Below are 25,432 nucleotides of genomic sequence, written 5' to 3'. Positions count from 1 at the left end.
CGAGACGAGAGACGACGATGCACCAGGACGACGCACCCCTGCTCGACGGAGTGGCCGACTACCACGCGCGGGCCCGCTACGGCTTCACCCCTCCCGCGCACCGGCAGGGCCGCGGCGTGGACGAGCACACGCTGGCCGTGCTCGGTCGGGACGTGTTCCGCGGCGATCTGCTGAGCACCAGCGGACTCGACGACCGCTCCTCCTCGCACGGCTACCTCCAGAGGGCCGAGGAGCTGATGGCCGAGGCGGTGGGCGCCGAGCACACGATGTTCTCGACGTGCGGCAGCTCGCTGTCGGTCAAGGCCGCGATGCTCGCCGTCGCGGGCTGCTCCGGCGGCATCATCGTCGCGCGCGACGTGCACAAGTCGGTGGTCGCCGGTCTGGTCTTCTCGGGTCTGCAGCCCTACTGGGTCGCGCCCCGCTGGGACGGCGAGCAGCACCTCTCGCACGCGCCCTCGCCCGCCGACGTCGAGGAGGCCTGGAAGCGGCACCCCGACGCCGCCGGCGCCTGATCGTCAGTCCGTCCCCGTACGGCACCTGCGCCGACATCGCCGGCATCGCCGAGGTCTGCCACCGCTACGGCAAGCCGCTGATCGTGGACGAGGCGTGGGGGGCGCACCTGCCCTTCCACGAGCCGCTGCCGACCTGGGCGATGAGCGCGGGTGCGGACGTCTGCGTGGTCAGCGTGCACAAGATGGGGCTCGGCCTCGAGCAGGGCTCGGTCTTCCACGTGCAGGGCGACCTCGTCGATCCGTCGCACCTCTCGCAGTGCGCCGATCTGCTGATGACCACGAGCCCGAACGTGCTCGTCTACGCGGCGATGGACGGCTGGCGGAGGCACATGGTGCGCGAGGGCGACCGTCTGCTGGGCGGCGCCCTCGACCTCTCGACGCGGGTGCGCGCCTCGATCGAGCGGATCGACGGACTGCACGTCCTCGAGGAGGAGTTCCTCGGCGCCGAGGCCTCGCACGACCTCGACCGCCTGCACGCGGTGATCGACCTCGACGGGCTCGGCGTCTCCGGCTATCAGGCGGCCGACTGGATCCGCGCCGAGCACGCGCTCGATGTCAGCCTCAGCGATCACCGGCGCATCGGCGTCGAGATCTCGATCGCCGACGACGAGACGACGACCGGATGGCTGCTGGCGGCGCTCCGCGACCTCTCGGCGCACGCCGGGGACCTGCCCGCGCCTGCGCGCATCGACCTGCCCGATCCCGGCGAGCTCGAACTCGACTCGGTCTGCACCCCGCGCGAGGCGTTCTTCGGCGGCACCGAGTCCGTGCCCATCGGGGAGGCCGAGGGCCGGATCGCCGCCGAGCTCGCCACGCCCTACCCGCCGGGCATCCCCGCGTTCGTCCCGGGTGAGCGCCTCACGGGCGCCGTCCTCTCCTACCTGCGATCCGGTCTCGAGATCGGGATGACCGTGCCCGACGTCACCGACACGTCCTTGCAGACGGTCCGCGTGCGCCGCTGAGCGCCGTCTCCTCCTTCCCGCGATGCGCAACCCCGGAGCCCTCCTCGGCGACGAGGCGTAGCCTGTCCCTGCATCCCGGACCCCGATGCTCGGCCGACAGGCCTCAGAGGGTTGGGGAGACGCATGGACACAGCACGCACGGACGAACCACGAGCACGGCGCGGGGCGGCGCCATGGGTGTCCTGAAGCTCGCCTCCCTCCCGTCCCTGCAGGTCGACGACGCGACTCTCACCCGCCTCGAGTACGCGACGGCGATCCTGCGCCGCGACGGAGGGTCGGGCCTGTTCGTCTGGGTCGCCGAGGGAACCTCGCTCTCGGTCGCCACGGTCGCGCTGTCGGAATCGACGCCGATGGTGATCGAGTACGACTCGGCCGAGCCGGACGAGCCCGACATCGCGTCGGTGACGCGACTCCTCGTCCGGGCGCGCAGTGCCACGGGTGAGTGGATCATCGGCCGGCTGGCCGACCGGGTGCACTGACGCGCGCGATCGTCCCTGATCGCCGAACGACCGGTGATCGTCGGTCTCTGTCGGCCTCGCCCGACCCTCACACCGTCGGGATCGCCGCCGTGTGCACCGCGTGCTCCGGCTCCGGCGAGACCCGCAGCCCCTGGGCGCTGTACGAGTCCATCAGCAGCCGACGCACCCACTCCGGGTTGATCGAGGGGGCGCGCCCGCCGAAGTACTTGAAGCGCAGCGGGATCGCCGGGTGCAGCCACAGCGACGTGCGTCCGTCCCCGGCCGCTCCGGCGTCCCGCCACGAGAAGTAGAACGACTCGCCCTTGCCGAGCTTCGTGCCGATCACGATCTGCAGATGCGCGAGCAGGCGGTCGTCGAAATCGGCCTCCGTCGTCGAGTCGTAGATCATCCTGCCCATGGTGAACCCCTGTCGCCCTCGCGATCCCCGCCGGACCGCTGCTCGAGCGGTGTCGTGAACGCTCTCGCATCTTCGACGCTACTCAGGGTCCCCCGGCGCGCAACCCCGTGGACAGACCGGACCGGTGCCGTCACACCCGTCGATCCGCGCCACCCCTGCGCGTGCGCCGCGTCAAGCCCCGGCGCCCGCGACCCCGGATGTTCATCCCGCACCTTCAGGATCTTGCGCACTCACCCCGGTCCGCCGGTCGTGGACCGGATCCGCCCCTCGGCGATCCCGCGGGAGGTGCCGACCGGCAGCCGTCCCGCCCGTTCGCGGTCCTGCTTCCCCGGGGCCGCCCTCTGCGGCTGGAGCCCCCGATGGACCACCCCCTCAGCAGCGCGACGATCGGCCTGCTCTCGACCTTCCCGCCCACGCGCTGCGGGCTCGCGACCTTCTCGCAGTCCCTGGCGGCTGCGCTCGTCGAGTCGCACGGCGCGTCGATCCGGACCGTCCGGGTGATGGACGAGCTGGCGGTGCCCGGCTCCGCTGCTCCCGGCCGCGGGCAGGAGGTGGTCGCCGAGCTCGTCGCCGGCGACCCCCGCAGCATCGCCGCCGCGGCCCGTGCGCTCAGCCGCAGCGAGGTCGCGGTGATCCAGCACGAGTACGGCATCTACGGCGGGCCCGACGGGTCCGAGGTGATCGAGGTCCTGGAGCAGCTGACCGTTCCCGCGATCGTGGTGCTGCACACGGTCCTCGAGACGCCGAGCCCGACGCAGCGGCTCGTGCTCGAGAGGGTCGCCGCGCTCGCCGACGCCGTCGTCGTGATGACCGCGGTCGCCGCCGAGATCCTCGAGCGCTGCTACGACGTCGATCCGGACCGCGTCGGCGTCATCGCCCACGGGGTGCCGGTGTGGAGCGGCGCGACGGCCGCGAGCCGCCGCCCGGAGCGACCGCGGATCATCACGTGGGGTCTGATCGGCCCGGGCAAGGGCATCGAGTGGGGCATCCGCGCGATCGCCGAGCTGCGCGCCGCAGGAGTCCCCGCGAGCTACACCGTCCACGGGCAGACCCACCCGAAGGTGCTGGCCTCGCACGGGGAGGCCTACCGCGAGTCCCTCGCAGCGCTCGTCACCGAGCTCGGGCTCGAGGACGACGTCCTGCTCGACGGCCGCTACCTCGATCCGGGTGAGCTCGCCGCCGCGGTCGCCGAGGCCGACGCGGTCCTGCTCCCCTACGACTCGCGCAACCAGGTCACGTCCGGCGTGCTGGTCGAGGCGCTCTCGGCCGGCAAGCCCGTGGTCGCGACCGCGTTCCCGCACGCCCTCGAGCTCCTCGGTGGCCCCCAGGGCCGGGCCGTCGCACACCAGGATCCGTCGGCGATGGCACGGGCGCTCGACGAGGTGCTCGCCGCGACGGGCAGCGCCACGGGGATCGTCCCCGCGGCCCTGTCGTGGCCGGACGCCGCAGGTCGCTACCTCGACCTGATCGAGCGCCTGCGCGTGGAGCGCGCAGCGTGACCGGTCCGCGCGCCGCCCCGCTGCCCTACGCGCACCTCGACGCGCTGACCGACGAGCGGGGCCTCTTCGAGCACGCGCTCCTCGACGCCCCCCGGAGGGAGCACGGCTACTGCGTCGACGACGTGTCCCGCGCGCTGATCGTCGTGGTACAGGAGCCCGAGCAGTCCTTCCTCACCCGGCGGCTGACGGAGCAGTACCTGCGCTTCCTCGAGCACGCGGCCGACGAGGACGGAGCGGTGCACAACCGCATGAACGCGGGCGGCGTGCTCGTCGACGACGCCTCGGTCGGCGACTGGTGGGGGCGGAGCGTCTGGGCGGCCGGCATCGCGGCGGCGCACGCCGAGCTGCCCCTGACCCGGCGCCGGGCGATGCGGCTCTTCCTCCGGCTCGCCGAGCAGCGCTCGCCCGACCTGCGCGCGATGACGTTCGCGGTGCTCGGTGCCGCGGAGGTCGTCGCGGTGCGCCCGCACTCGGCCGCCGCGGCCCTGCTCCTCGTCGACGCCGCTCCGATGCTGCTCCGGGGGTCCGATCCCGGCTGGCCGTGGCCCGAGCCGCGGCTGCGCTACGCCAACGGCTGCATCCCCGAGGCGCTCCTCGCGGCCGGCGCGGCCCTCGGCGACCCGGCGCTGCTCGAGCGGGGCTTCGCGTCGCTCGCGTTCCTCCTCGAGACGGAGTCGCGCGACGGGCACCTCTCGGTCGCCGGCACCGAGGGCCGCGGGCCCGCGGATCGCGGCGCCCTGTTCGACCAGCAGCCGATCGAGGTCGCCGCGCTGGCCGCCGCCTGCGCCCGCGCGCTGACCCTCGAGGAGGACCCGCTCTGGCGCGCCGGCCTCGCCTCCTGCTGGGCCTGGTTCCTCGGCGACAACGACTCCGGGACAGTCATGCTCGACCCGGTGACGGGAGCCGGCTTCGACGGACTCGAGCCGACCGGCCGCAACGAGAACCGCGGAGCCGAGTCGACCGTGGCCGCTCTGCACACCTCGCTCGTGGTGCGCCGAGCGGCCCTGCTGCCGACCCGCGCGGGCGGCCCGCTCGCTCCGGTGACGCGGCTCGAGGCGGGCTGAGCGCGCGACCCGAGGGTCCGCGGAGCGCGCGGGCGCACCGGGTCGCGGGTGCACCAGGTCGCGGGTGCAGCGAGTCGCGGATGCACCGGCGCCCGGACCACGGGCGCAGGCCGCCACCCGGATCGCGGGTGCGCACCGGCGCCCGGATCGCGGGTCAGCCCGCGGCGCCGATCCGCGCGTCCTCCTCGAAGTCGGCCTCCTGGAACTCGGAGACCTCGCTCAGCCACCGCTCCTGCACGAAGGCCGCGTGCTCCGGATGCGCGTCGTACGCCGCGAAGGCGGCCCGGTCGGCGAACACCATCGAGAACTGCCACGCCAGGCCGTTCTTCGGGCTGACCTGGCGGTTCACGGTGAAGTCCTGCACCCCCGGGATCCCTGTCAGAATCCGGCGGGCGCTCGCGAGGAACTCGTCCTCCTCGGGCGAGCCCGCCGCGTGCACCAGCGAGAACGCGACGGTGTGCTGGATCGAGGCGCCGGGAGCGATCTCCTCCGCCACCTGCCGGCGGGCCTCGTCGATGGTCGCCATCACCGAGACGATCTCGTGGTGCGGGTGCACGGGCGACTCGACGAGCCCCTGCGCCACGTACGACGCGAAGGCCGTGGCCTGGTGCGCGAGCCCGTCGTGCAGCTCCGGGTGCGACTCGTCGGTCCAGGTCGCCGACTCGTCCGCCCCGAGCCCTCCGAGGGTCAGGGTGAGCCCGCTCGGGCCGAAGAACGGGCTGTGCACGAGGAGCCGTCCCGCCGATCCGACGACGAGCGCCTCGACCGGCAGCGACGCCTCGAGCGACGTCGACAGCAGCGCCCGCGCGCCCGACTCCGTCTCGAGCAGCAGATCGGCGCTGGCGTCGACTCCGGTCGCCTGGTTGATCGAGCCGGACGCGGTGACGGAGGAGGGGGCGCCGAGCACCGAGGACGCGAACGAGATCGGGTACACCCCGGCGTCCAGCAGCGCGCCGCCGCCGAGCTCGCGGTTCCAGAGCCGGTGCTCCGGGAGGAACGGCATCAGGAACCCGAAGTCGGCGCGCACGAGGCGCAGCTCGCCCAGCACCCCGCTCTCGAGCACCTGGCGGATCACGTCGGCCTGCGGGAGGTAGCGCGTCCACATCGCCTCCATCACGAGCACGCCCGCCGCCCGTCCGGCGTCGGTGATCTGCTCGGCCTCGCGCGCCGACATCGCGATCGGCTTCTCGATCAGCACGTGCTTGCCCGCCGCGATCGCGGCGAGCGCCTGGTCGCGGTGCAGCGGGTGCGGAGTGGCGACGTAGACGACGTCGACCTCCGGGTCCGCGAGCAGCGCCTCGACCGAGTCGTGCACCGTGGGGATCCCGTGCTCCTGGGCGAACGCGCGGGTCTTCTCCGCGTCGCGCGCGGTCACGGCGACGGCGCGCTGGGTCGTGTGCGCGTGGATCGCGCGCACGAAGCGGGCCGCGATGCCGGTGCCGATCACTCCCCAGCGCAGTTCCGGCACGGAGCCGGGGTCGATCGGTCGCGGAGCGGGGAGCGTCACGGTCATGGGTCGCCTTCTCGTGGGGATCGCCTCGGTGCGATCGGTCGTCCGGGCGACGCTAGCACCCGTTCCCGCGTCTGCGTGAGAGCGCTCTAGCGGGTCCCGAACACGGATCCGCGCGGCTCGGGCACCGCGATCACGAGCGTCCGCGACTGCGCACGCCAGCCGCACTCCGGCCCCTCCGGCTCGCCGAGCAGCCGCCACGAGAGCGGCTGCTCCCGCTCGATCAGCACCTCGCCCGAGCGGTCCGCGAGCGTGACCGTCGCCTCGTCCGGCGGATCCGTGCCCACCTCGAACACCCAGCCGCCGTCGGCGTCCCGCGCGAGGGGGTAGGTGGGCGCTCCGTCCGGAGTGATCGCCTCGGGCCGCGAGCACACCTCGCCCGAGCACAGCCGCACATCCGCGACGGAGCCGCTCCCCGGTCCCTCGACGCTCACGGTCAGCGTCGTGCTCCACCCCCGGCACCCCTCGGTCGGCGCGCACCCGGCGAGCAGCACGGTCGCGACGAGGACCGCACCCCCCGCTCCCGCTCGCCGCCTCCGCACGCGCTCATCCTCTCGACCCCGCGTCGCGCCGTCCAGCGGTCGGGGCGGCCGGGCTCGACGGCTCCGCAGCTCACCTCCGCGCGGGCGAGGCTCCCGCACCTCATCTCTGTGCCGGCGTTGCTCCCGCGACTCCTCGTTCCCTCCCTTCCACGCCGGCGCTGCTCCCGCGACTCCTCGCTCCCCCTCCTCCGCGACCCCGCTCCTTCGGCGGGCCGCGCTCGATCGCGGGTCCGGCCATCACCGACGGTCACCGCCGCCCGCGCGCTCCGCGAGCGCACGCCGCAGGCGCTCGACCGACCGCTCGGGGTACGGGAGGAACTCGGACTTCACGATCCGCACGGTCCTGATCCCCAGTGAGGCGAAGTCGTCGTAGCGGCCGATGTCCCGAGCGAACCGCCGGTCGCTCGTGCGATGCCCGTCGCCCTTGTACTCCCACGCCACCCTCTCGTGCTCGTACCAGCCGTCCGCGTAGCCCGCGAGCAGCCCGGACGGGAAGCGGATCGGAACCTGCAGCTGCGGCTCCGGCAGTCCCGCCCGGATGCAGGCGAGCCGGAAGCGCGTCTCCTGCCGCGAGTCGGCCCCGTCGCGCACCAGGTCGATCGCCCGTCTCACCTGCACCGCACCCCTCCCCTCGAAGCGCAACGAGCGGGCGGTGAGTTCGCGCAGCGTCACCCACGGCCGAGGATCACCGTCCTCCTCGCGGACCGGGACGCGCACGAGAGCGTCGCCGACCGCGACGAGGTCGTCGAGCTCGAGCAGCGCGCCGAGATGACACCAGAGCGAGGCCGGATCCGTCATGGGCAGTCCCCAGCGCACGGTCCGTCGGACGAGCGGGTCGCTGATCGCGTGCCCGACGACTCGGGGACGTCGCGGTGCCCGTGCCGGCGCTCGGACGCTCACGTGCAGCCCTTCCTCCGGAGCGGCGTCCGGCAGCTCGAGCGGCCACAGCCGCGCAGCGGTCAGGTGACTCAGCACGGCGCCCGGCCCGAGCAGCGCGAGCAGCGCCTCCGCCCGCCGCCTCGGATCGAGGTCGGCCGCAGGGCTGCGCGCTCCGTGGAAAGGAGCGACGAGATCATTCCGGCGCAGGCGCCCCCGCCCGACCCCCTCAGCTCGCGCCGCGGCGACGGTGAAGGACGTGTCTCGGAGGACCAGGGGAAGCGGGGACGGGCTCGGCATGCGCACACACTGCCGTGCCCGTCACCTCTCGAACCGCTGTCCACAGGCCCCCACCGTTCTCCACAGCCCCCGCGCTTCGCCGATCCGTCACGAACGGCCGCCCACCCGCCTCCGAAACGTCCATCCGCGACGGATCACGACCCACTCAGCACCCCACCTGCCGTTCGTGACGGATCGGTCACCCGGCCGCGAGAAGACCGGTCACCCGTCACGAGCGGCCGCCCGCCGGACTCCGAGTCGGCTATCGGCGACGGATCGCTGCCCCGAAGAACCGCCGACGACCGTCCGCGACGGATCGACCACCCACGCGCGAAGGGGTGCGGTCATCCGTCGCCAACGGTCGGCCCGACCGCCACGCAACGGCCCTTCGCGACGGATCACCTTCCCAGCAGTGCGCGCAACAGCCATCCCCGACGAATCGGCCACCCGCACGCGGACGGGTGCGGTCATCCGTCACCAACGGTCTGCCATACCGCCGCGCAACGGCCGTACGCGACGGATCACCTCCCCTTCAGCGAGCGCACCGGCCATTCGCGACGGATCGCCACCCGCACGCAGGGAACGTGCGGTCACCCGTCACGAACGGTCGGACCGACTGCCACGCGACGGCCGTTCGCGACGAATCGTTTACCCAGCAGTGAGAGCAGCAGCCATTCGCGACGGATCAGCCACACACGCTCGCAGGGCGCGGTCATCCGTCACGAACGGCCGGCCAAACCGCCACGCGACGGCCGTTCGCGACGGATCGCGTCCGCCTGCAGTGAGCACAACAGCCGTTCGCGACGGGTCAGCACCTCACCCCGCGGTCGGCCCTCTGCGACGGATCAGCGCGGCGCGCGCCCCTCAGCTCCACTCGATCCGGTCGAACACCGCCCGGAGCGACGCCCCGCGACCCGGATTCACCGCCGCCACCCACGCGATCCGCCCCAGCAGGTGCGCCCGGAAGTCCTCGACCCCCGCGCGGTTCTGCCCCGCCGGCCCGTGCACCGCGCAGTTGTGCAGGATCGCGTGCAGCCGGTCCACGTCGGCCCGCCGCACGTTCGGCCGCACGTTGACCACCACTCCGGTCACGCTCTGCCGCACCGACGCCCGCCGGATCCGCGTCTTCCGCGGATTCACCGCGTACCCCGCGTCCTCCACCACCCGCTGCACCCCGCGCGCGAACGCCTCGGCCCGCCGCGCGAAGTGCTCGTCGCCGCTGAACGTGAGGTCGTCGGCGTACCGGGTGTAGCGCGCGCCAGCCGCCTCGGCGTACCCGGTGAGCCGCGCATCCAGGCGACGCAGCGCCAGATTGGCGAGCGCCGGCGACGTCGGCGCGCCCTGCGGCAGGTGCGGCAGGGTCAGCGCCCGCCGCAGCCCCGCGCGCTCCTCCGGGGACCCGCCCTCGGGCAGCCGCCGCAGCACCGCGACCGGCACCGCGTGCGTGCAGAGCCCCGTCAGCGTGTAGGCGACCGCCTCCGGAAGCCCCTCCCGGCGGAGCAGCCCGAACACCCGCGGCGCCGTCACCTGCGCGAAGAACCGCTGCAGATCCAGCGTCACCACGACCGCGCTGCCGACGTGCTCCGCCGCCCCGGTGATGGCGCTGCGACCGGGCACGAATCCGTGCGCGGCGGGATGCACCGGCGCCAGGCCCACGATCTCGTCCAGCACCGTGCGCTGCACCGCGCGCAGGCGACCGCGCGGCACCTCGAGCAGGCGCGCGACCCTGCCCGGCCGCTCCCGCCAGACGTGGTCGTAGTGCTGCAGCCGCCCCTCCGGAGCCCGGCGGTTCCAGGACCCCGCGTCGGCGAGCCCGTCCAGGGCGTCGACGCTCAGCCCGAGCAGCGCGGCGAGATCGGCGATCCCGTCGATCCGGGGCACCGGGGACGAGGACGAGGCCGCGCTCGCGGCGACCGGCGCGAGGTGCGCGACGACGGGCTGCGCCCTGTCCGGCAGCAGCGCCGCGATGCAGCACCCGAGCTCGCGCGGGGCGTCGACCGGCGGATGCGGGAACGCGACGAGCACGCGCGTGACGAGCGGTCCGAGCCAGCGCCGTCGGGCGCCGAGGGAGTCGGCCGCCGCGGCGCGCAGGGCGTCGTGCGTCCACTCCGCCCCGAGGAACGCGTGCACGAGCGCCTCGACGAGCGCGTCCCGACCTCGCATGCGAACCCCCTGCACCAGCCTAGGCTGGGCGGCACCGCTCCCTCCGGGCGAGGCGGACGATGCACGAGCTGCACCGTCCTCTCCGGGGTCACCCCGGGGCACGTGGATCGACCAGGCACCGCACCGCAGGCACCCGCCCGCGCTCCGCGCGGCTCAGCGCCCGCACTTCCCGACAGGTCGCCCGGAGGGAGCGGCCCGCTGTTCACCCCGGTGCCCCCTCGAGGTCCTTGCGCCGCGCCCTCCCGCCCCGCAGGCTGGCGGCATGACGGACGAGCGCAGCCCCTCCTCGGGCGCCGGTGCCGGTGAGATCGCCGGCCTGGTCGTCGTCGCGGTCGCCGCGATCGCCCTTCTGGTCTCGGCGTTCGCCGTCGGTGCGGGGATCGAGATCGCGTTCCTCGGCGTGCTCGCCGCCTTCACCGTCGGAGTGGCGGGCTTCGGGGTGCATCTCGCGAGCCGCGAGGCCCGGTTCCGTCGCGACAGCCGCTGACCGCCTCGCGGCTCGCCGCAGAACGTCGGCCGCAGGACAGCGGCCGCAGAGCGTCAGCCGCAGAGACCGCTGACCGCCACCCGCCTCACTGCAGAACGTCGGCGGCGAGACACCCCTCACGGTTGACAGCGGACATCCCCGTCTCTCGTGTCTCCTGTCCCGCGAGCCGCCACCCGCCCTCCGACCCCGCACTCACCCCGAGGTGAGCCCACCCCCCGGTCGGGTCGCCCCAGCTGTGGGGGGAAGAAGACCTGATCGCGCGCGCGATCGTGACATCGTTGAACCGTTCGGATACATTCGCCCGTATAGAGCACCCGAGACCCCGGTGCCGTCCTCCCCTGGGCGCGCGGAGCGGAGAGGACGAGCGATGGACGAGTGGCGGCGCCACCTCCCGACCGACGACGAGTGGTCGCCCCGGTACTCGGGCTCGGTCGAGTCGGTGCCCCCCGAGACCCTCGACGCGGCGGTGCGGATCCTGCACCTGCTCCCCGAGGTCGAGCAGCTGACCCTCGAGACGGCGGAGGGCCCCGTGTCCGTCGAGCGCCGCTCCAGCGCAGCGGCCTGGCGGGCCGCCGACTCGGTCGCCCTCGCCCTCCTGGCCTCCTCCGGTACCGTCACCGGCATCAGCGCCCGCTCGTTCGACCGCCGCGACGGCGTGCGCCGTGCGACTCCCGCCGACCCCTTCCTCACCCGCGACGGCGGTCGTGCCGCCGCGATCCGCGCCTCGGAGGAGCGCGGCGAGATCTCGGCCGCCGAGGCGGAGCGGCGCCACCGGGAGCACCTCGACGGCGTCGACCGCGAGGACCCGCTCGAGACCCTCTGGGACGGTCCGCCCCTCCGCTGACGCAGCGACATGTGCAAGACTGTTCATATGAACAGGCATTCAGGAGCGGCCTGACCATGGGCGCCGGGCACTCCCACGGCCCCGCGGCGGGCGGATCAGCAGCGAGCGGATCCGCGGCCGCGCGCCACCGCGGCCCCCTCCTCGCGGCCTTCGTCCTCACCGCCGCGTTCATGGTCGTCGAGTTCGTCGTCGGCCTGAGCACCGGCTCCCTCGCCCTGCTCTCGGACGCCGCGCACATGGGCACCGACGTGATCGCCCTGGGCATGTCCCTGGCCGCGATCTCGCTCGCCGCCCGCCCGGCCGCCCGCGGCCGCACCTACGGCTCCTACCGCCTCGAGGTCCTCGCCGCGCTCGCCAACGGGCTCCTCCTCTTCGGTGTCGCGGCCTTCGTGATCGTCGAGGCGGTGCGCCGCTTCGCCGAGCCGCCCGCGGTCCCCGGACTGCCCCTCCTCGTCACGGCGATCGTCGGGCTCCTGGTCAACCTGGTGAGCCTGCGCCTGCTCTCGGCCGGCGCGAAGGAGAGCATCACCCTCCGCGGAGCCTCGCTCGAGGTGCTCGGCGACGCGCTCGGCTCGGTCGGAGTGATCGTGGCCGCGATCGTGCTGCTCACCACCGGCTGGGCCTGGGCGGACCCGGTGGTCGGCGTGCTGATCGGGCTGCTGATCCTGCCGCGGACCTGGTCTCTGACCCGCCAGGCGCTCGGCATCCTGATGGAGTCGGCGCCGGCGCACCTCGACGTCGACGCGATCGAGCGCGACGTCCGCGCCGTGCCCGGAGTGCTCGCACTGCACGACCTGCACGTCTGGACCATCACGTCCGGCATGGAGAGCGCCAGCGGCCACATCGTGGTCGCGCCCGACGCCGACTACCGCGAGGTGCTCAGCGCGGTGCTCGCCGTTCTGCGGGAGGATCACGGAGTCGCCCATGCGACGATCCAGTGCGAGCCGGAGGAGTTCCCGGAGCAGGCGCATGCGATCTGAGCCCGGGGCGACGCGACCCGACCCGGACGGAGCAGCCGTGACCCCTTCCGCACCCGACGCGCACGGACTCCCGTCCGACGCAGCCGTCGCCGACCTCGCCGACGTGTTCGGCCTGCTCGGCGACCCGGGCCGCATGCGGATCCTGCTCGCCCTGCTCGGCGGCCCCCTGCGCGTCGGCGAGCTCTCGGAGCGCAGCGGGCTGAGCCCGTCCGCGACCTCGCACGCGCTGCGGCTCCTCCGCTCGCACCGCGTGGTCGAGGTGCGCCGCGAGGGCCGCACCGCCTCGTACGCCCTCGCCGACGCCCACGTGCGCGACTTCCTCGAGCTCGGCCTCGCCCACGTCGGCCACACCGTGCTGGTCCACCACGTCGACCCCGCCGCGGAGCCCTGCGACCCGCCCGAGCACCCCTGACCCCGTCCGCCTCCCGCGAGATGCCACTCCGGTTCGCGATACGCCGGAGTACCTGTACCGCAGTGGCATCTCGCGCAGTCGGAACCGGAGTCGCGCCCCGTCGGCGATCCCGGCACCCGTCCTCCTTCCGCATGGTGACGTCAACATGTAGCGTGGGCCGTCCGGACGTGTTCACGCGAACACGCGCCGCTTTTCACTGGCGAAAGAGAGACAGCATCAATGTCGATGTCCGTTAGACGACTCGCCGCGCTCGCCACGAGCGCCGCACTGGCCGCCGGGGCGGTGCTCGCCCTCCCCACGGCGGCCGCTCCCGCCGAGGCCGCGGACGGGGTCCGCATCACCCCGAACCCCGCCTACTCCGGAGAGGCCTACGAGGGATGGGGCACCAGCCTCGTCTGGTTCGCGAACGCCACCGGGAACTACCCCGAGGCCCTCCGCGAGGACCTCTATCAGAAGGTGTTCGGCGAGGAGGGCCTCGACCTCAACATCGCGCGCTACAACATCGGCGGCGGCAACGCCTCCGACGTGAAGGACTACCTCCGCCCCGGCGGCGCCGTCGAGGGCTGGTGGGCGAAGAACCCCACCGGCGATCCGTCCGTCTACGGCGGCACCTCCACGAACCTCGCCGACCGCGACGCGCTGCTGGCGAAGTGGGACCCCTCCGACCCCGCCTCCTACGACTTCACCGCCGATGAGACGCAGCGCTGGTGGGTCGAGAAGCTCGCCGCCGAGCAGCAGATCACGCACTGGGAGTCGTTCGCCAACTCCGCCCCGTACTTCATGACCGAGAGCGGCTACGTCTCGGGCGGCTTCAGCTCGACGGCCGAGCAGCTCAAGCCCGCCGCCGAGGCGAAGTTCGCCGAGTACCTCGCCACGGTCACCGAGCGGATGGAGGCCGAGTACGGCATCGAGTTCGACACCCTCGACCCGTTCAACGAGCCGAACACGAACTACTGGGGCACCACGCTCACCAACGGCGTCCCCACCGGCGGCCGCCAGGAGGGCATGCACATGGGCCCCGCGGCCCAGGTGAGCCTGCTCCCCGACGTCGCCGCCGCCCTGGCCGCCTCCGACTCCGAGGCCGGCATCGCCGCCATGGACGAGACCAACCCCAGCATCTTCAAGACCAACTGGGCCGCCTACCCGCAGTCCGCCCGCGATCTCGTCGACCGGATGAACGTCCACACCTACGGCACCGGCGACCGCCTCGCGGTCCGCGACCTCGCCAAGCAGGCCGACAAGGACCTGTGGATGAGCGAGATCGAGGGCAACTGGGTCCAGGGCTGGAACCCCACCAGCATCGAGAACGGCCTCGGCATCGCCGGCCGGATCACCGACGACCTCCGCGAGCTCGAGCCGAAGGCGTGGGTGCTCTGGCAGCCCGTCGAGGACTACTACAACATGGAGAAGGCTCCGCCCAAGGGCGAGAACCTCAACTGGGGCTCGGTGTTCATCGACCTCGACTGCAAGCCCTACCAGGAGGGCGGGGCCGAGGTCTGGAAGTCGGTGCGCCGCGTCGCGGACGCCGGTGGCGACTCGACCAAGGCTCCCGTCTGCGGCGTCGAGACGAACTCGAAGTTCAACACGATCCGCAACTTCACCAAGTTCATCCAGGAGGGCGACCACCTGATCGCCGTCGACGACGCCGCGACCACCGCCGCCACCCGCGCGGACGGCTCCGGCGCGACCGTCGTGCACACCAACACCACCACCGCCGAGCGCACCGTCACCCTCGACCTCTCGCGCTTCGGCACGATCGCCGAGGGCGCCGACGTCACGCCCTACGTCACGACCCAGGCCGCCTCGGTCGCAGCCCCCACCGGCAACGCGCTCGTCGAGAAGGCCCCCGTCGTGATCGACCGCGAGGCGCGCACCGCGACCGTCACGGTGCCCGCCAAGTCGGTCACCACCTTCTCGATCGACGGCGTCTCCGGAGTCGCCGACACCGCCCCCGCCCTGCGCGACGGCCACGACTACCAGCTGGTCGGCACGCAGAGCAGCAAGGCGCTGACCGCGACGACCTCGTCGACCGCGATCACCACGGTCGCGACCGACTCCGCCACCGCCGCCAAGCAGACCTGGACCGTGCACGAGGTGCCGGCCGGCGAGCGCGAGGCGACCCGTCGCGTCGTCCTCGAGAACGCCGACGGACGCGTGCTCGGAGCGACCAGCGCCGGCACCGACCTGCGCAGCGTCTCCGTCGCCACCGCGAAGGCCGCTCCCGCGACCCGCTGGATCGTCAACACGACCGACGGCGTCCGCTACACCCTCGTCAACGAGGCGCTCGGGCTCTCGCTCGACGTCAACGGCCAGTCGACCGCCGAGAACACCGCGGTGGGCGTCTACGGCTCGAACGGCGGAGCGAACCAGTCGTGGCAGCTGCGCGACCTCGCGCCGCTCGCGACCCAGACCGTCCCGGTGCGCACCACGGTGGGCGTCGCGCCGACCCTGCCCGCCTCCGTCACGCCGCAGTACCAGTGGGGCGCAGGCGCACCCGTCGCGGTGACCTGGCAGCAGCCGGCGTCCTCCGCATGGGGCACCGCCGGCCGCGTCGAGGTGCCCGGCACCGCGACCGACCTCTACGGGCAGTCGATCGCCGTCACGGCGCTCGTCGACGTGGGCGGACTCACCGCGACCGACCCCGTGTCGGTGACGGTCGCGACCGGAGCGGCGACCACGGCCGTCCGCGCCGCCGCCCCCACCACGGTCCCGGCCCGCGTCGGAGCCTCGGCCAGCACCTTCCCGGTGCCCGTCACGTGGGACTGGACCCCGCTGACCACCGCCTCGCTCGCGCAGACCGGATCCGTCCGGATCGCGGGCACGGCGACCGCCGACGGAGCGACGCTGCCCGCGACCCTCACGGTGCTGGTCACCGCGGGGACGCCGCGGAACTTCAACCCGGATGCCGGCATCGTCGCGACCGCGTCGTCGTCCGAGTCGGGCTACGGACCCGAGCGCACCCGCAACGGCGTGCTCGGCGACAAGGGCTGGTCGAATTGGGTCGCGTCGAACAAGGCGACCCAGAGCACGCTGACCTACACCTTCCCGGCCGCGAAGCAGGTCGAGAAGGCCAGCGTGCAGTTCTACCGCGACGGCACCAACAGCTGGGCGCAGTCGATCCAGCTGCAGGCCCGCGGCGCCGACGGCGTCTGGACCTCCGTCCCCGGCTGGGAGACGGCGCAGCCCGTCGAGTCCCCCGCCGGCGGAGCCCCGACGTACACCGCGTCGTTCGCCCCGGTCACCGCGACCGGCTTCCGCGTCGTGATGAACGCCTACGCCAACACGCACATGATCGTGTCCGAGGTGCAGCTGTTCGACGCGGCCGACAAGGTGGCCGTGCCCGCCTCGGTGAGCACGCTCGGCGCCCTGCGCCTCGACGGGGTCGGCGTGGCCGGCTTCGACCCGGCGCGCACCGAGTACGCGGTCGTCGTCGAGGGCACCCGGATGCCGGTGCTCGCCGCCGTCGCCACCGACTCGGCCGCGACGGTCCGCGTGACCCAGCCCAGCACCGCGACCAACGGAGTCGGCGCCGTCACGGTGACGTCCGCCGACGGCTCGCGGACCAGCACCACCCGGGTCACCGTGGAGCTGCGGCAGCCCGCCGCGCTCGCCCTCACGGTGACGGCGTCCACGCGCTGCATCTCGGGCAAGGTGACGCTGACGGTGACCGCGCGCAACGACTCGGCCGTGCCGGTGTCGCTGACCACGGCCTCGTCGTGGGGCTCGAAGCAGTTCACCGGAGTCGCCCCCGGCAAGAGCGCGGCCGCCGCGTTCTCGACGCGGGCCGCCTCGGTCACCGAGGGCCAGGCGTCCGTCACCGCGACCGCCGTGGTCGACGGGAAGACCGTGACCACGGTCGTCCCCGCGACCTACTCGGCGCGCTCCTGCGGCTGACGCTCCGGCCGACGCACTGCCCGTGACCGCCTCCGCCCCTCCGGGCGGGGGCGGTCACGTCGTTGCGCCCGCAGGTCGAGTGGCCCCGGAGGGGCGTCTCGAGACTCCCCTCCCGGACATCGCGGATCGCGATACGCGCGCTACTCGATCTGCAGAGGAGCACCCGACGTGGAGCGCCGTTCACCGCATAGAGGTGGCGCGCGAGCGCACATCGTCGGCGGGCGCCGACTGATCCGTCGAAGAGGGCCGCCCCTCAGCTCCCGGGACGGCCGTTCGTGACGGATGAGCGGCGGGCCGCGTTCCGGGGACGCCGGCCGCCGTCCCCCTTGCTGGTCGAGTAGCCCCGCAGGGGCGTATCGAGACCCACCCACTCCGAGACTTCGCGGATCTCGCTACGCGCGCCCCGCGCGCTACTCGATCAGCAGAGGAGCACCCGGACGCCCGGAGAGGAGCGCGGCGCGCGGCCGAGCACTGCCGCCGCAGAACGTCAGCCAGGAGCACCCGTCAGTCACCATCGTGGCTGAGCAGCACTCTCGGCCGAGGTTCCACACGCCGACCTTGCCGGCCGAGCAGCTCGGCAGGGGCGCATCGAGACCCACGCACTCCCGGGACGTCGCGGATCTCGATACGCGCGCTCCGCGCGCTACTCGATCTGCAGGGCAAGGCGCCGCGGCCGCCCGCGCTCAGTGCGCCGACGGCGCCGGCGCGCCCTTGCGGCGCAGCGCCGAGACGCCGGTGACGATCGCGACGATGATCGCTCCGAGCACGAGGCCGAAGATCATCGACACGAACGTGTCGGCCAGCCACACGACGACCGGGCCCGCCGCCTCGACCGCGTGGGTCACGACGTGGACGAGGTCGTAGGGTCCGTGCCAGAACGTCTCGGCCAGGTTCGCGATCACGAGGTGCCCGCCGACCCACAGCATCGCGAGCGTGCCGATGATGCTGATCACGCGGAACACGAACGGCATCGACGCGACGATGCGGACGCCGGCGCGACGGACTCCGCGCGAGGGGCTCTTCATCATCCCCAGGCCCACGTCGTCGATCTTCACCAGCAGCGCCACGGCGCCGTAGACCAGCGCGGTCATGCCGAGGCCGATGATCGCGAGCGCTCCGAGCGTGGGCCCGAAGCCGAAGTCGGGGTCGAGGCCGTCGAGCGCGATCAGCATGATCTCGGTGCTCAGGATGAGGTCGGTCCGGATCGCGCCGAAGACCAGCTTCTTCTCGTCGCGCGCCTCGGTCTCCTCGTGCGCGTGGTGCAGCCCGAACCACTCCGACACCTTCTCGGCGCCCTCGAAGCAGAGGAACGCGCCTCCGATGATCAGCAGGAACGGCAGCACCGCCGGCGCGAAGGCCGACAGCAGCAGCGCCAGCGGGATGATGATGACGAACTTGTTGAAGAGGCTGCCCAGCGAGATCTTCCACACGACGGGCAGCTCGCGCGCCGGCGTCAGGCCCTGCACGTACTGCGGAGTGACGGCCGCGTCGTCGATGACGACTCCCGCGGTCTTGGCGCTGGCTTTCAGGGCGGCGGTGAGGATGTCATCGACCACCGCGAGCAGACCGACCGACATGTTCTTCTCCCGTATCGTCTCGCCCGGCCGCTCGACCGGGACGACGTCCACAGTACCGACGCGCACACCGCGCGCCCGGTCCCCTTGACGGCGCCGCCTCGACCCCCGCGCCGCCGCCGCGAGTCGCCGAGTCGCCCGGAAGGGCTCCCGACACGCCGCCGGCACGAGCCCTTCCGGGCGACTCGACGCTGGCGGACCGGGAGCGACGCCCTCAGGCCGGGGCGGGCCCCGTGCTGGCGCGGACGACGAGGCCCGTCGGGACGAGCGTCGCCCCGGTGCGCTCGCCCGTCTCGAGCTCGCGCAGCAGCATGTCGACGGAGTGGCGGCCCGTGTCGGCGAACGACTGGCGCACCGTGGTGAGCGGCGGCCAGAAGCTCGCCGACTCCTCCATGTCGTCGAAGCCGACGACGCTGACCTCGCCCGGCACCGCGCGACCCGCCTCGTGCAGCGCGCGCAGCACTCCGAGCGCCATCTGGTCGTTCGCGGCGAAGATCGCGGTCACCGCGGGGTCGGCGGCGAGCTCGACGCCCAGTCGGTGGCCCGACGCGCTGGACCAGTCGCCGACGAGCGCCTCGGGCACCTCCGCGCCGCGCATGCGCAGCGTCGCCTCCCATGCCTCGCGGCGGCGCTCGGCCGAGTAGGAGCGCGGCGGGCCCGAGATGTGGTGCACGGTGCGGTGCCCGAGGTCGAGCAGGTGCTCGACGGCCTGGCGGGCGCCCGACATCTGGTCGGTGTCGATCACCGAGTGCTTGTCGTCGCCGGCGGAGTCGACCACGACGACCGGCAGCTCGGGCGGCAGCACGATGTCGGCCTCGTCGAGCAGGTGCGCCTCGACGATGATGATGACCCCGTCGACGGCCTCCTCGCTCAGCCGGTGGAACGCGACCGAGACCTCGCCCTGCGTCGGGTGCGGCACCGGGATGAGGGTGATGGAGTAGCCCGCGTCCGCCGCGGCGACGGCGATCGCGTCGAGGGTGCGCATGTTGCCGAAGGAGGACAGCGTGAACATGATCACGCCGATGCTGTGGAAACGGCCGGTGCGCAGGGCCCGGGCTGCGCTGTTGGGGCGGTAGCCGACCTGGCGCATCGCCTGGAGGACCCGCTCTCGGGTCTCGCCGTCGACGTTCGACCGCCCGTTGGAGACGCGCGAGACGGTCTGGCCGGACACCTTCGCGAGCCGGGCGACGTCGGCCATGGAGGGCCCGCGGCGACGCGGGGCGGTGCTCGTCGTCGGAGTCGCGTCGGCAGCCATGGTCCCTCGTTTATAGCGCGTCGCCGAACCTAATCGGGCCGACCAGGGGCGCCCGTACGGGAAACCACCGTGATCCGATCGATACTGAACGTGTTGACGTGAACATGATACGGTGGCGATCTGCCATGTTGACGTGAACACGCCGCCTCCCCCACCGTGGCCGAAATCGAACGGAAGTCACTGATGACGACGACGTCTCCACCCGTCCCCCTGCGCGAGGTCGACCCGCCCGCGCCGCCCCTGAAGCAGGTGCCGCGCTCGCGTGCGAAGAGCGAGTGGAAGGGCCTGGCCTTCGTGGCCCCCTTCCTGGTCGTCTTCCTGCTCGTCTTCATCGCTCCGGTGATCTACTCGATCTACCTCAGCCTGTTCCGCGAGCAGCTCGTCGGCGGCACCGCCTTCGTCGGCCTCGACAACTACCTGACGCTGCTGGGCGACGCGAACTTCTGGGAGGGCTTCGTCCGCGTCGTCCTGTTCCTGGCGGTCCAGGTGCCGGTCATGCTGGTGCTCGCCCTCGTCGCCGCCCTCGCGATCGACAGCGGCCGCCTGCACGGCACCGGCTTCTTCCGCATCGTCGTCTTCCTCCCCTACGCGGTCCCGGCCGTCGTCGCGGTTCTGATGTGGGGCTTCATCTACGGCGACAACTTCGGCCTCGCGGCGAACGTCAACGACCTGCTCGGCTCCGACGTCGTCGCTCCGTTCTCGCGCGACTGGATCCTGGTCTCGATCGGCAACATCGTGACGTGGGAGTTCGTCGGCTACAACATGCTGATCTTCTACTCCGCCCTCAAGACGATCCCCGGCGAGCTCTACGAGGCCGCCGAGATCGACGGAGCCGGCCCGATGCGCGTCATCCGCTCGATCAAGCTGCCCGCCCTGCGCGGAGCCATCGTCATCGCCACGATCTTCTCGATCATCGGCAGCTTCCAGCTGTTCAACGAGCCCAACATCCTCCGGACGCTGGCGCCGAACATCATCACCACCTACTTCACGCCGAACATGTACGCCTACAACCTGTCCTTCGCCGGTCAGCAGTACAACGCGTCGGCCACGGTCGCGATCGTGATGGGCGTGATCACCGCGATCATCGCCTACGTGGTCCAGCTCCGCGGCGCGCGCAAGGAGAACTGATGGCCGTCACGACCGCACCCACCGCCCCCCGCTCGAGCCGACCGCGCCGCGCTCCCCGCCGCGGATCGTCCGTGCACCCCAAGAAGTCGATCGCCTTCACCCTGCTGATGTCGGCGTTCATCCTCTACAGCCTCGTGCCGCTGGCCTGGCTGGTCATCAACGCGACGAAGACGCAGGCCGGGCTGCTCTCGAGCTTCGGTCTCTGGTTCGACGGCGACTTCGTCTTCTTCCAGAACATCGCCGAGACGCTGACCTACCGCGACGGCATCTTCCTCCGCTGGCTCGGCAACACCCTCCTCTACGTCGTCGTCGGCGCCGGAGGAGCGACGCTGCTCGCCACGCTCGCCGGCTACGGTCTCGCGAAGTTCCGCTTCGCCGGCCGCAAGGCGGTCTTCGCGGTGGTCCTCGGAGCGATCGCCGTCCCCGGCACGGCCCTGGCCGTCCCGACGTTCCTCATGTTCAGCCAGCTGGGCCTGACGAACACCCCGTGGGCGATCATCATCCCCTCGCTGATCAGCCCCTTCGGCCTCTACCTGGTCTGGGTCTACGCGGTCGAGTCGGTGCCCACCGAGCTGCTCGAGGCGGCGCGGATGGACGGCGCGGGCGAGTTCCGCACGTTCTTCACGATCTCGATCCGCCTCCTGGCGCCGGGCATCGTGACCGTGCTGCTGTTCTCGGTCGTCGCGACCTGGAACAACTACTTCCTGCCGCTGATCATGCTGAGCGACCCGTCGTGGTACCCGCTCACCGTGGGCCTGAACCAGTGGAACGCCCAGGCCACCGGCGTCAGCGCGCAGCCGATCTACAACCTGGTGATCACGGGCTCGCTGCTCACGATCATCCCCATCGTCGTCGCCTTCCTCGGACTCCAGCGCTTCTGGCAGTCCGGGCTGAGCGCCGGCAGCGTCAAGGGCTGACGCCCTCCGACCTCCCCCCTGCAGCCGGAGCACCCGCGCCGGCCGCCACCACCCGCAGCACGAAGAAGTGAAGGGATCCCCCCTATGAAGTTCACGAGCTCCGCCCTCCGGCGGACCCTGACCGTGGCCGCCGCGGCCGCCCTGGCCGCCGGCTCGCTGGCCGCCTGCTCCGCCCCCTCCCCCGGCGGCGGAGGTGGCACCAGCGCTGAGGGCGGCACTGCAGCCGACCTCGACGCCGCCCTCGAGGCCGGCGGCAAGATCACGTACTGGAGCTGGACCCCCAGCGCCGAGGCGCAGGTCGCCGCGTTCGAGGAGGCCTACCCCGAGGTCGACGTCGAGCTGGTCAACGCCGGCACGAACACCGAGGAGTACACCAAGCTCCAGAACGCGATCAAGGCCGGCTCGGGCGCTCCCGACGTCGTGCAGATCGAGTACTACGCCATGCCGCAGTTCGCCCTGTCGGACTCGCTGCTCGACCTCTCGCAGTACGGTCTCGGCGACCTCGAGGACAAGTTCAGCGCCTCCACGTGGGGCAGCGTGAACGTCGACGGCAAGCTCGTCGGCCTCCCCCAGGACTCGGGCCCCATGGCCATGTTCTACAACAAGACCGTCTTCGACCAGTACGGCATCGCCGTGCCGACCACGTGGGACGAGTACGTCGCCGCGGCCGAGAAGCTGCACACCGCCGACCCGACGAAGTACATCACCGCCGACACCGGCGACGCGGGCTTCGCGACCAGCATGATCTGGCAGGCCGGCGGCCAGCCTTCCAGTTCGAAGGCACCGACATCACCGTCGACGTCGCCGACGAGGGCACCAAGAAGTGGACGGGCGTCTGGAACCAGCTCGTCGAGAAGGGCCTGCTCTCGGACACCCCCGGCTGGGGAGACGAGTGGTACAAGGGCCTGGGCGACGGATCGATCGCCTCGCTGATCACCGGCGCTGGATGCCCGGCGTGCTCGAGTCCAGCGTCGCGGACGCGTCCGGTGACTGGGCCGTCGCGCCGATCCCGACCTACGACGGCACCCCCGTCAGCGCCGAGAACGGCGGAGGCGGCCAGTCGGTCACCTCGCAGAGCGAGAACCCGGCCCTCGCGGCCGCGTTCCTGCGCTGGCTGAACAGCGACCCGGCCTCGGTCGACGTGTTCCTCGAGAGCGGCGGATTCCCGTCGACCACCGCCGACCTGACCGACCCCGAGTTCGTCTCGGCCGAGTCCGAGTACTTCGGCGGCCAGAAGATCAACGAGGTGCTGACCCAGGCCTCCGAGGACGTCCGCCCGGGCTGGTCCTACCTGCCCTACCAGGTCTACGCGAACAGCGTGTTCGGCGACACCGTCGGACAGGCCTACGCCAACGGCACGAGCCTCGACGACGGCCTGGCCGACTGGCAGGGCAAGCTCGTGCAGTACGGCAACGAGCAGGGCTTCACGGTCTCCGAGTAAGTCAGAGCCCCCAAGGGAGGCCGGCCGGATCGCTCCGGCCGGCCTCCTCGCGTACCACCCGCTTCTCCTGATCCGAGGGATGATCATGACCACCGCACCCGAGAGCCGCTTCGCCATCGGCGCCACCGACTTCGAGCTCGACGGACGGCCGCACCGGATCCTGTCCGGCGCGCTGCACTACTTCCGGGTGCACCCCGACCTCTGGGCCGACCGCATCCGCAAGGCGAGGCTGATGGGCCTGAACACCATCGAGACCTACGTCGCCTGGAACGCGCACGAGCCGGTCCGCGGCTCCTTCCGCGCCGAGGGCGGCCTCGACCTCGGCCGCTTCCTCGACCTCGTCGCCGCCGAGGGCATGCACGCGATCGTGCGGCCCGGGCCCTACATCTGCGCGGAGTGGGACAACGGCGGGCTCCCGGCCTGGCTGTTCCGCGACCCCGAGGTGGGCGTCCGCAGGTCCGAGCCGCACTACGTGGCCGCGGTGAGCGAGTACCTCCGCGAGGTCTACGCGATCGTCGCGCCGCGGCAGATCGACCGGGGCGGGCCGGTCGTGCTGGTGCAGATCGAGAACGAGTACGGGGCGTACGGCTCCGACAAGGAGTACCTGGCCGAACTCGTGCGCGTCACGCGCGACGCCGGAGTCACCGTGCCGCTCACGACGATCGACCAGCCGACGCCGCAGATGCTCGCCGACGGCAGTCTCCCCGGCCTGCACCTGACCGGCTCGTTCGGCTCGCGCACGCCCGAGCGCCTCGCGACGCTGCGCGAGTTCCAGCCGACCGGCCCGCTGATGTGCATGGAGTTCTGGTGCGGCTGGTTCGACGACTGGGGCACCCAGCACCACACGACGGACGCCGACGCCTCGGCCCGCGAGCTCGACGCGCTGCTCGCGGTGGGCGGCTCCGTGAACATCTACATGCTCCACGGCGGCACGAACTTCGGCCTGACCAGCGGAGCGAACGACAAGGGCCGCTACGCCGCGATCACCACGAGCTACGACTACGACGCACCGCTGGACGAGGCCGGGCACCCGACCGAGAAGTTCTGGGCGTTCCGCGAGGTCATCGCGCGCTACGCGCCGGTACCGGAGGAGGTGCCCGCGCCGCGGACGCCGTCGCCCGCGCTCACCGCGCCCCTGCTCCCCGGCCCCGCGCTGCTCGGGCTCGACGCCTTCGGCGAGGCGACCGCGCTCGAGGCGATGGCGTCCTTCGACGAGCTCGGCCACGCCGACGGCTTCGTGCTCTTCGAGACCGTGCTCGACTCCTCCGACGCCCCCGCCCGGCTGGTCGTCGGCGAGGAGGTGCGCGACCGCGCCTGGGTGCTGCTCGACGGCTCACCCGTGGGCGTGCTCGCGCGCGACAACCACGAGCGGGCGCTGACGCTGCCTCGCGGCCGCGGGGCGCTCGCGATCCTCGTCGAGAACCAGGGGCGCGTGAACTACGGCGTGCGGATCGGCGAGCACAAGGGGCTGATCGGCGGGCTCGAGCTCGACGGGGCACCCCTCACCGGCTGGACGGCCCGGGCGCTCGACGTGTCGCGCCTGCCCTCGCTCGCGGGGGCCGCGGAGGGCTTCGCGGCTGGGCCCTCGCTCGCCTCGGGGTCGTTCGAGCTGGACGCCCCGTCCGACCTCTTCGTCGACACGCTGCACTGGGGCAAGGGCCTGGTCTGGGTGAACGGGTTCCTGCTCGGCCGCTACTGGCGGCGCGGGCCCCAGCGCACGCTGATCGTGCCGTCGCCGGTGACGCGGGCGGGGCGGAACGAGGTCGTCGTGCTCGAGCTCGAGGCGTTCGCCGAGGCCGAGATCCGACTGCTGGACGCGGCGGATCTGGGGCACACCGAGATCTGATCGGCATGGGAGGCCGGGGGTGCGCCCCCGGCCTCCGGTATTTCTGGTCCCCACCCGGAAAGGGGCCGCCTCTAAGGGACATCGGCCCGTTCCTGTACGGATGTTCACGGTAACATCGGCCGACTCCTCAGCGGCGAGGTGGTCGGCGGGAGCTCGTGCCCCGCCCGCTGCCGCTCGGGGCACTCAGCGAGGACCGACCCAGAGGACGACCATGCGACCACGACCCGCCCTGCTCCCCGGAGCGCTCACCGGACTGCTGCTGGCCTCCGGACTCGTCGTCGGAGGGCCCGCCGCGGCTCCGGCCGCGGCCGCTCCGGCTCCGTCGGCCCCGGCCGCCCCCGCTCCGGCCGCCCCCGCTCCCGACCGCCCCG

20 protein-coding genes and 1 pseudogene are annotated in these 25,432 nt (G+C 72.7%); 14 read left to right on the top strand and 7 right to left on the bottom strand.

Annotated features, from left to right (window positions below; translation table 11 throughout):
* Positions 1–17: 17 nt before the first annotated feature.
* The 3 genes from B0T42_RS22040 (at position 18) to B0T42_RS13640 (ending at position 1,953) form a co-directional block, all read left to right on the top strand.
* Entirely contained in the window at positions 18–512 is a 495-nt protein-coding gene (locus tag B0T42_RS22040; RefSeq protein WP_201788544.1) for an aminotransferase class I/II-fold pyridoxal phosphate-dependent enzyme, read from the top strand.
* Positions 407–1,474, top strand: coding sequence for an aminotransferase class I/II-fold pyridoxal phosphate-dependent enzyme (locus B0T42_RS22130; RefSeq protein WP_274703335.1), 1,068 nt, complete (start codon positions 407–409; stop codon positions 1,472–1,474). The genes B0T42_RS22040 and B0T42_RS22130 overlap by 106 nt, the downstream gene beginning before the upstream one ends.
* 173 nt (positions 1,475–1,647) lie before the next feature.
* Entirely contained in the window at positions 1,648–1,953 is a 306-nt protein-coding gene (locus B0T42_RS13640) for a hypothetical protein (protein WP_077223607.1), read from the top strand.
* Positions 1,954–2,020: 67 nt separating this feature from the next.
* On the opposite strand, the gene B0T42_RS13635 is transcribed toward B0T42_RS13640, so the two are convergent.
* On the bottom strand, positions 2,021–2,350 hold the full coding sequence (locus tag B0T42_RS13635) for a DUF7882 family protein (protein ID WP_077223606.1): 330 nt from the start codon (positions 2,348–2,350) through the stop codon (positions 2,021–2,023).
* Between the two features lie 359 nt (positions 2,351–2,709).
* On the opposite strand from B0T42_RS13635, the gene B0T42_RS13630 reads away from it, so the two are divergent.
* Both B0T42_RS13630 and B0T42_RS13625 read left to right on the top strand, forming a co-directional pair.
* Positions 2,710–3,849: a glycosyltransferase gene (locus B0T42_RS13630; protein ID WP_077223605.1), complete on the top strand. Its 1,140-nt coding sequence runs from the start codon at positions 2,710–2,712 to the stop codon at positions 3,847–3,849.
* The gene (locus B0T42_RS13625) at positions 3,846–4,913 is read left to right on the top strand and encodes a hypothetical protein (RefSeq protein WP_077223604.1); all 1,068 of its coding nucleotides are present in this window, start codon (positions 3,846–3,848) and stop codon (positions 4,911–4,913) included. Before B0T42_RS13630 ends, B0T42_RS13625 begins: the two co-directional genes overlap by 4 nt.
* 154 nt (positions 4,914–5,067) lie before the next feature.
* Here the strand turns inward: B0T42_RS13625 and B0T42_RS13620 are convergent, their stop codons facing one another.
* The 4 genes from B0T42_RS13620 to B0T42_RS13605 form a co-directional block, all read right to left on the bottom strand.
* Positions 5,068–6,426 (bottom strand): Gfo/Idh/MocA family oxidoreductase, encoded by a 1,359-nt coding sequence (locus B0T42_RS13620; protein ID WP_158078135.1) that lies wholly within the window; start codon positions 6,424–6,426, stop codon positions 5,068–5,070.
* 86 nt (positions 6,427–6,512) lie between these two features.
* The gene (locus B0T42_RS13615) at positions 6,513–6,965 is read right to left on the bottom strand and encodes a hypothetical protein (RefSeq protein ID WP_077223603.1); all 453 of its coding nucleotides are present in this window, start codon (positions 6,963–6,965) and stop codon (positions 6,513–6,515) included.
* Between the two features lie 237 nt (positions 6,966–7,202).
* A complete protein-coding gene (locus B0T42_RS19625; RefSeq protein WP_139344521.1) occupies positions 7,203–7,763 on the bottom strand; it encodes a hypothetical protein in 561 nt (186 codons plus the stop codon).
* Positions 7,764–8,984: 1,221 nt separating this feature from the next.
* The gene (locus tag B0T42_RS13605; RefSeq protein WP_077223601.1) at positions 8,985–10,283 is read right to left on the bottom strand and encodes a reverse transcriptase family protein; all 1,299 of its coding nucleotides are present in this window, start codon (positions 10,281–10,283) and stop codon (positions 8,985–8,987) included.
* Positions 10,284–10,545: 262 nt separating this feature from the next.
* Here B0T42_RS13605 and B0T42_RS13600 point away from each other — a divergent pair, with 262 nt between their 5' ends.
* The 5 genes from B0T42_RS13600 (at position 10,546) to B0T42_RS13580 (ending at position 16,900) form a co-directional block, all read left to right on the top strand.
* Positions 10,546–10,770 carry a hypothetical protein gene (locus tag B0T42_RS13600; RefSeq protein ID WP_077223600.1) on the top strand — a complete coding sequence of 75 codons (225 nt, stop codon included), beginning with the start codon at positions 10,546–10,548 and terminating at the stop codon, positions 10,768–10,770.
* A 367-nt stretch (positions 10,771–11,137) separates the two neighbouring features.
* Positions 11,138–11,614, top strand: a complete 477-nt coding sequence (locus tag B0T42_RS13595) for a hypothetical protein (RefSeq protein ID WP_077223599.1) — start codon at positions 11,138–11,140, stop codon at positions 11,612–11,614.
* Positions 11,615–11,670: 56 nt separating this feature from the next.
* Positions 11,671–12,594 carry a cation diffusion facilitator family transporter gene (locus B0T42_RS13590; RefSeq protein WP_077223598.1) on the top strand — a complete coding sequence of 308 codons (924 nt, stop codon included), beginning with the start codon at positions 11,671–11,673 and terminating at the stop codon, positions 12,592–12,594.
* A 37-nt stretch (positions 12,595–12,631) separates the two neighbouring features.
* Complete coding sequence (locus B0T42_RS13585) at positions 12,632–13,006, top strand: ArsR/SmtB family transcription factor (RefSeq protein WP_236720288.1); 375 nt, start codon at positions 12,632–12,634, stop codon at positions 13,004–13,006.
* Between the two features lie 225 nt (positions 13,007–13,231).
* Positions 13,232–16,900 (top strand): RICIN domain-containing protein, encoded by a 3,669-nt coding sequence (locus B0T42_RS13580; RefSeq protein ID WP_139344520.1) that lies wholly within the window; start codon positions 13,232–13,234, stop codon positions 16,898–16,900.
* A 683-nt stretch (positions 16,901–17,583) separates the two neighbouring features.
* On the opposite strand, the gene B0T42_RS13575 is transcribed toward B0T42_RS13580, so the two are convergent.
* A complete protein-coding gene (locus B0T42_RS13575) occupies positions 17,584–18,477 on the bottom strand; it encodes a DUF808 domain-containing protein (protein WP_077223619.1) in 894 nt (297 codons plus the stop codon).
* Between the two features lie 211 nt (positions 18,478–18,688).
* Positions 18,689–19,729 carry a LacI family DNA-binding transcriptional regulator gene (locus B0T42_RS13570; protein WP_077223595.1) on the bottom strand — a complete coding sequence of 347 codons (1,041 nt, stop codon included), beginning with the start codon at positions 19,727–19,729 and terminating at the stop codon, positions 18,689–18,691.
* A 183-nt stretch (positions 19,730–19,912) separates the two neighbouring features.
* On the opposite strand from B0T42_RS13570, the gene B0T42_RS13565 reads away from it, so the two are divergent.
* The 4 genes and pseudogenes from B0T42_RS13565 to B0T42_RS13550 all read left to right on the top strand — a co-directional run bounded on the left by B0T42_RS13565 (position 19,913) and on the right by B0T42_RS13550 (position 25,061).
* A complete protein-coding gene (locus tag B0T42_RS13565) occupies positions 19,913–20,857 on the top strand; it encodes a carbohydrate ABC transporter permease (protein ID WP_077223594.1) in 945 nt (314 codons plus the stop codon).
* A 107-nt stretch (positions 20,858–20,964) separates the two neighbouring features.
* Positions 20,965–21,774, top strand: coding sequence for a carbohydrate ABC transporter permease (locus B0T42_RS13560; protein WP_235576899.1), 810 nt, complete (start codon positions 20,965–20,967; stop codon positions 21,772–21,774).
* A gap of 84 nt (positions 21,775–21,858) precedes the next feature.
* Positions 21,859–23,215, top strand: a pseudogene (locus B0T42_RS22760) (ABC transporter substrate-binding protein).
* 85 nt (positions 23,216–23,300) lie between these two features.
* Positions 23,301–25,061: a glycoside hydrolase family 35 protein gene (locus B0T42_RS13550; protein ID WP_077223618.1), complete on the top strand. Its 1,761-nt coding sequence runs from the start codon at positions 23,301–23,303 to the stop codon at positions 25,059–25,061.
* Positions 25,062–25,432 lie beyond the last annotated feature (371 nt).

The organism is Rathayibacter rhapontici (assembly GCF_001995175.1).
Lineage (GTDB): Bacteria > Actinomycetota > Actinomycetes > Actinomycetales > Microbacteriaceae > Rathayibacter.
Note: the sequence above shows the minus strand (reverse complement) of the source record. Positions and strands in the feature narration are given on the sequence as shown.

What these genes read in the sequence shown, in the direction of transcription:
- B0T42_RS22040 (WP_201788544.1), top strand. Translation starts at nt 18, where the DNA reads ATGCACCAGGACGACGCACCCCTGCTCGACGGAGTGGCCGACTACCAC.
- B0T42_RS13640 (WP_077223607.1), top strand. Translation starts at nt 1,648, where the DNA reads ATGGGTGTCCTGAAGCTCGCCTCCCTCCCGTCCCTGCAGGTCGACGAC.
- B0T42_RS13635 (WP_077223606.1), bottom strand. Translation starts at nt 2,350, where the DNA reads ATGGGCAGGATGATCTACGACTCGACGACGGAGGCCGATTTCGACGAC.
- B0T42_RS13630 (WP_077223605.1), top strand. Translation starts at nt 2,710, where the DNA reads ATGGACCACCCCCTCAGCAGCGCGACGATCGGCCTGCTCTCGACCTTC.
- B0T42_RS13620 (WP_158078135.1), bottom strand. Translation starts at nt 6,426, where the DNA reads ATGACCGTGACGCTCCCCGCTCCGCGACCGATCGACCCCGGCTCCGTG.
- B0T42_RS19625 (WP_139344521.1), bottom strand. Translation starts at nt 7,763, where the DNA reads ATGACGGATCCGGCCTCGCTCTGGTGTCATCTCGGCGCGCTGCTCGAG.
- B0T42_RS13605 (WP_077223601.1), bottom strand. Translation starts at nt 10,283, where the DNA reads ATGCGAGGTCGGGACGCGCTCGTCGAGGCGCTCGTGCACGCGTTCCTC.
- B0T42_RS13600 (WP_077223600.1), top strand. Translation starts at nt 10,546, where the DNA reads ATGACGGACGAGCGCAGCCCCTCCTCGGGCGCCGGTGCCGGTGAGATC.
- B0T42_RS13595 (WP_077223599.1), top strand. Translation starts at nt 11,138, where the DNA reads ATGGACGAGTGGCGGCGCCACCTCCCGACCGACGACGAGTGGTCGCCC.
- B0T42_RS13590 (WP_077223598.1), top strand. Translation starts at nt 11,671, where the DNA reads ATGGGCGCCGGGCACTCCCACGGCCCCGCGGCGGGCGGATCAGCAGCG.
- B0T42_RS13580 (WP_139344520.1), top strand. Translation starts at nt 13,232, where the DNA reads ATGTCCGTTAGACGACTCGCCGCGCTCGCCACGAGCGCCGCACTGGCC.
- B0T42_RS13575 (WP_077223619.1), bottom strand. Translation starts at nt 18,477, where the DNA reads ATGTCGGTCGGTCTGCTCGCGGTGGTCGATGACATCCTCACCGCCGCC.
- B0T42_RS13570 (WP_077223595.1), bottom strand. Translation starts at nt 19,729, where the DNA reads ATGGCTGCCGACGCGACTCCGACGACGAGCACCGCCCCGCGTCGCCGC.
- B0T42_RS13565 (WP_077223594.1), top strand. Translation starts at nt 19,913, where the DNA reads ATGACGACGACGTCTCCACCCGTCCCCCTGCGCGAGGTCGACCCGCCC.
- B0T42_RS13560 (WP_235576899.1), top strand. Translation starts at nt 20,965, where the DNA reads ATGTCGGCGTTCATCCTCTACAGCCTCGTGCCGCTGGCCTGGCTGGTC.
- B0T42_RS13550 (WP_077223618.1), top strand. Translation starts at nt 23,301, where the DNA reads ATGACCACCGCACCCGAGAGCCGCTTCGCCATCGGCGCCACCGACTTC.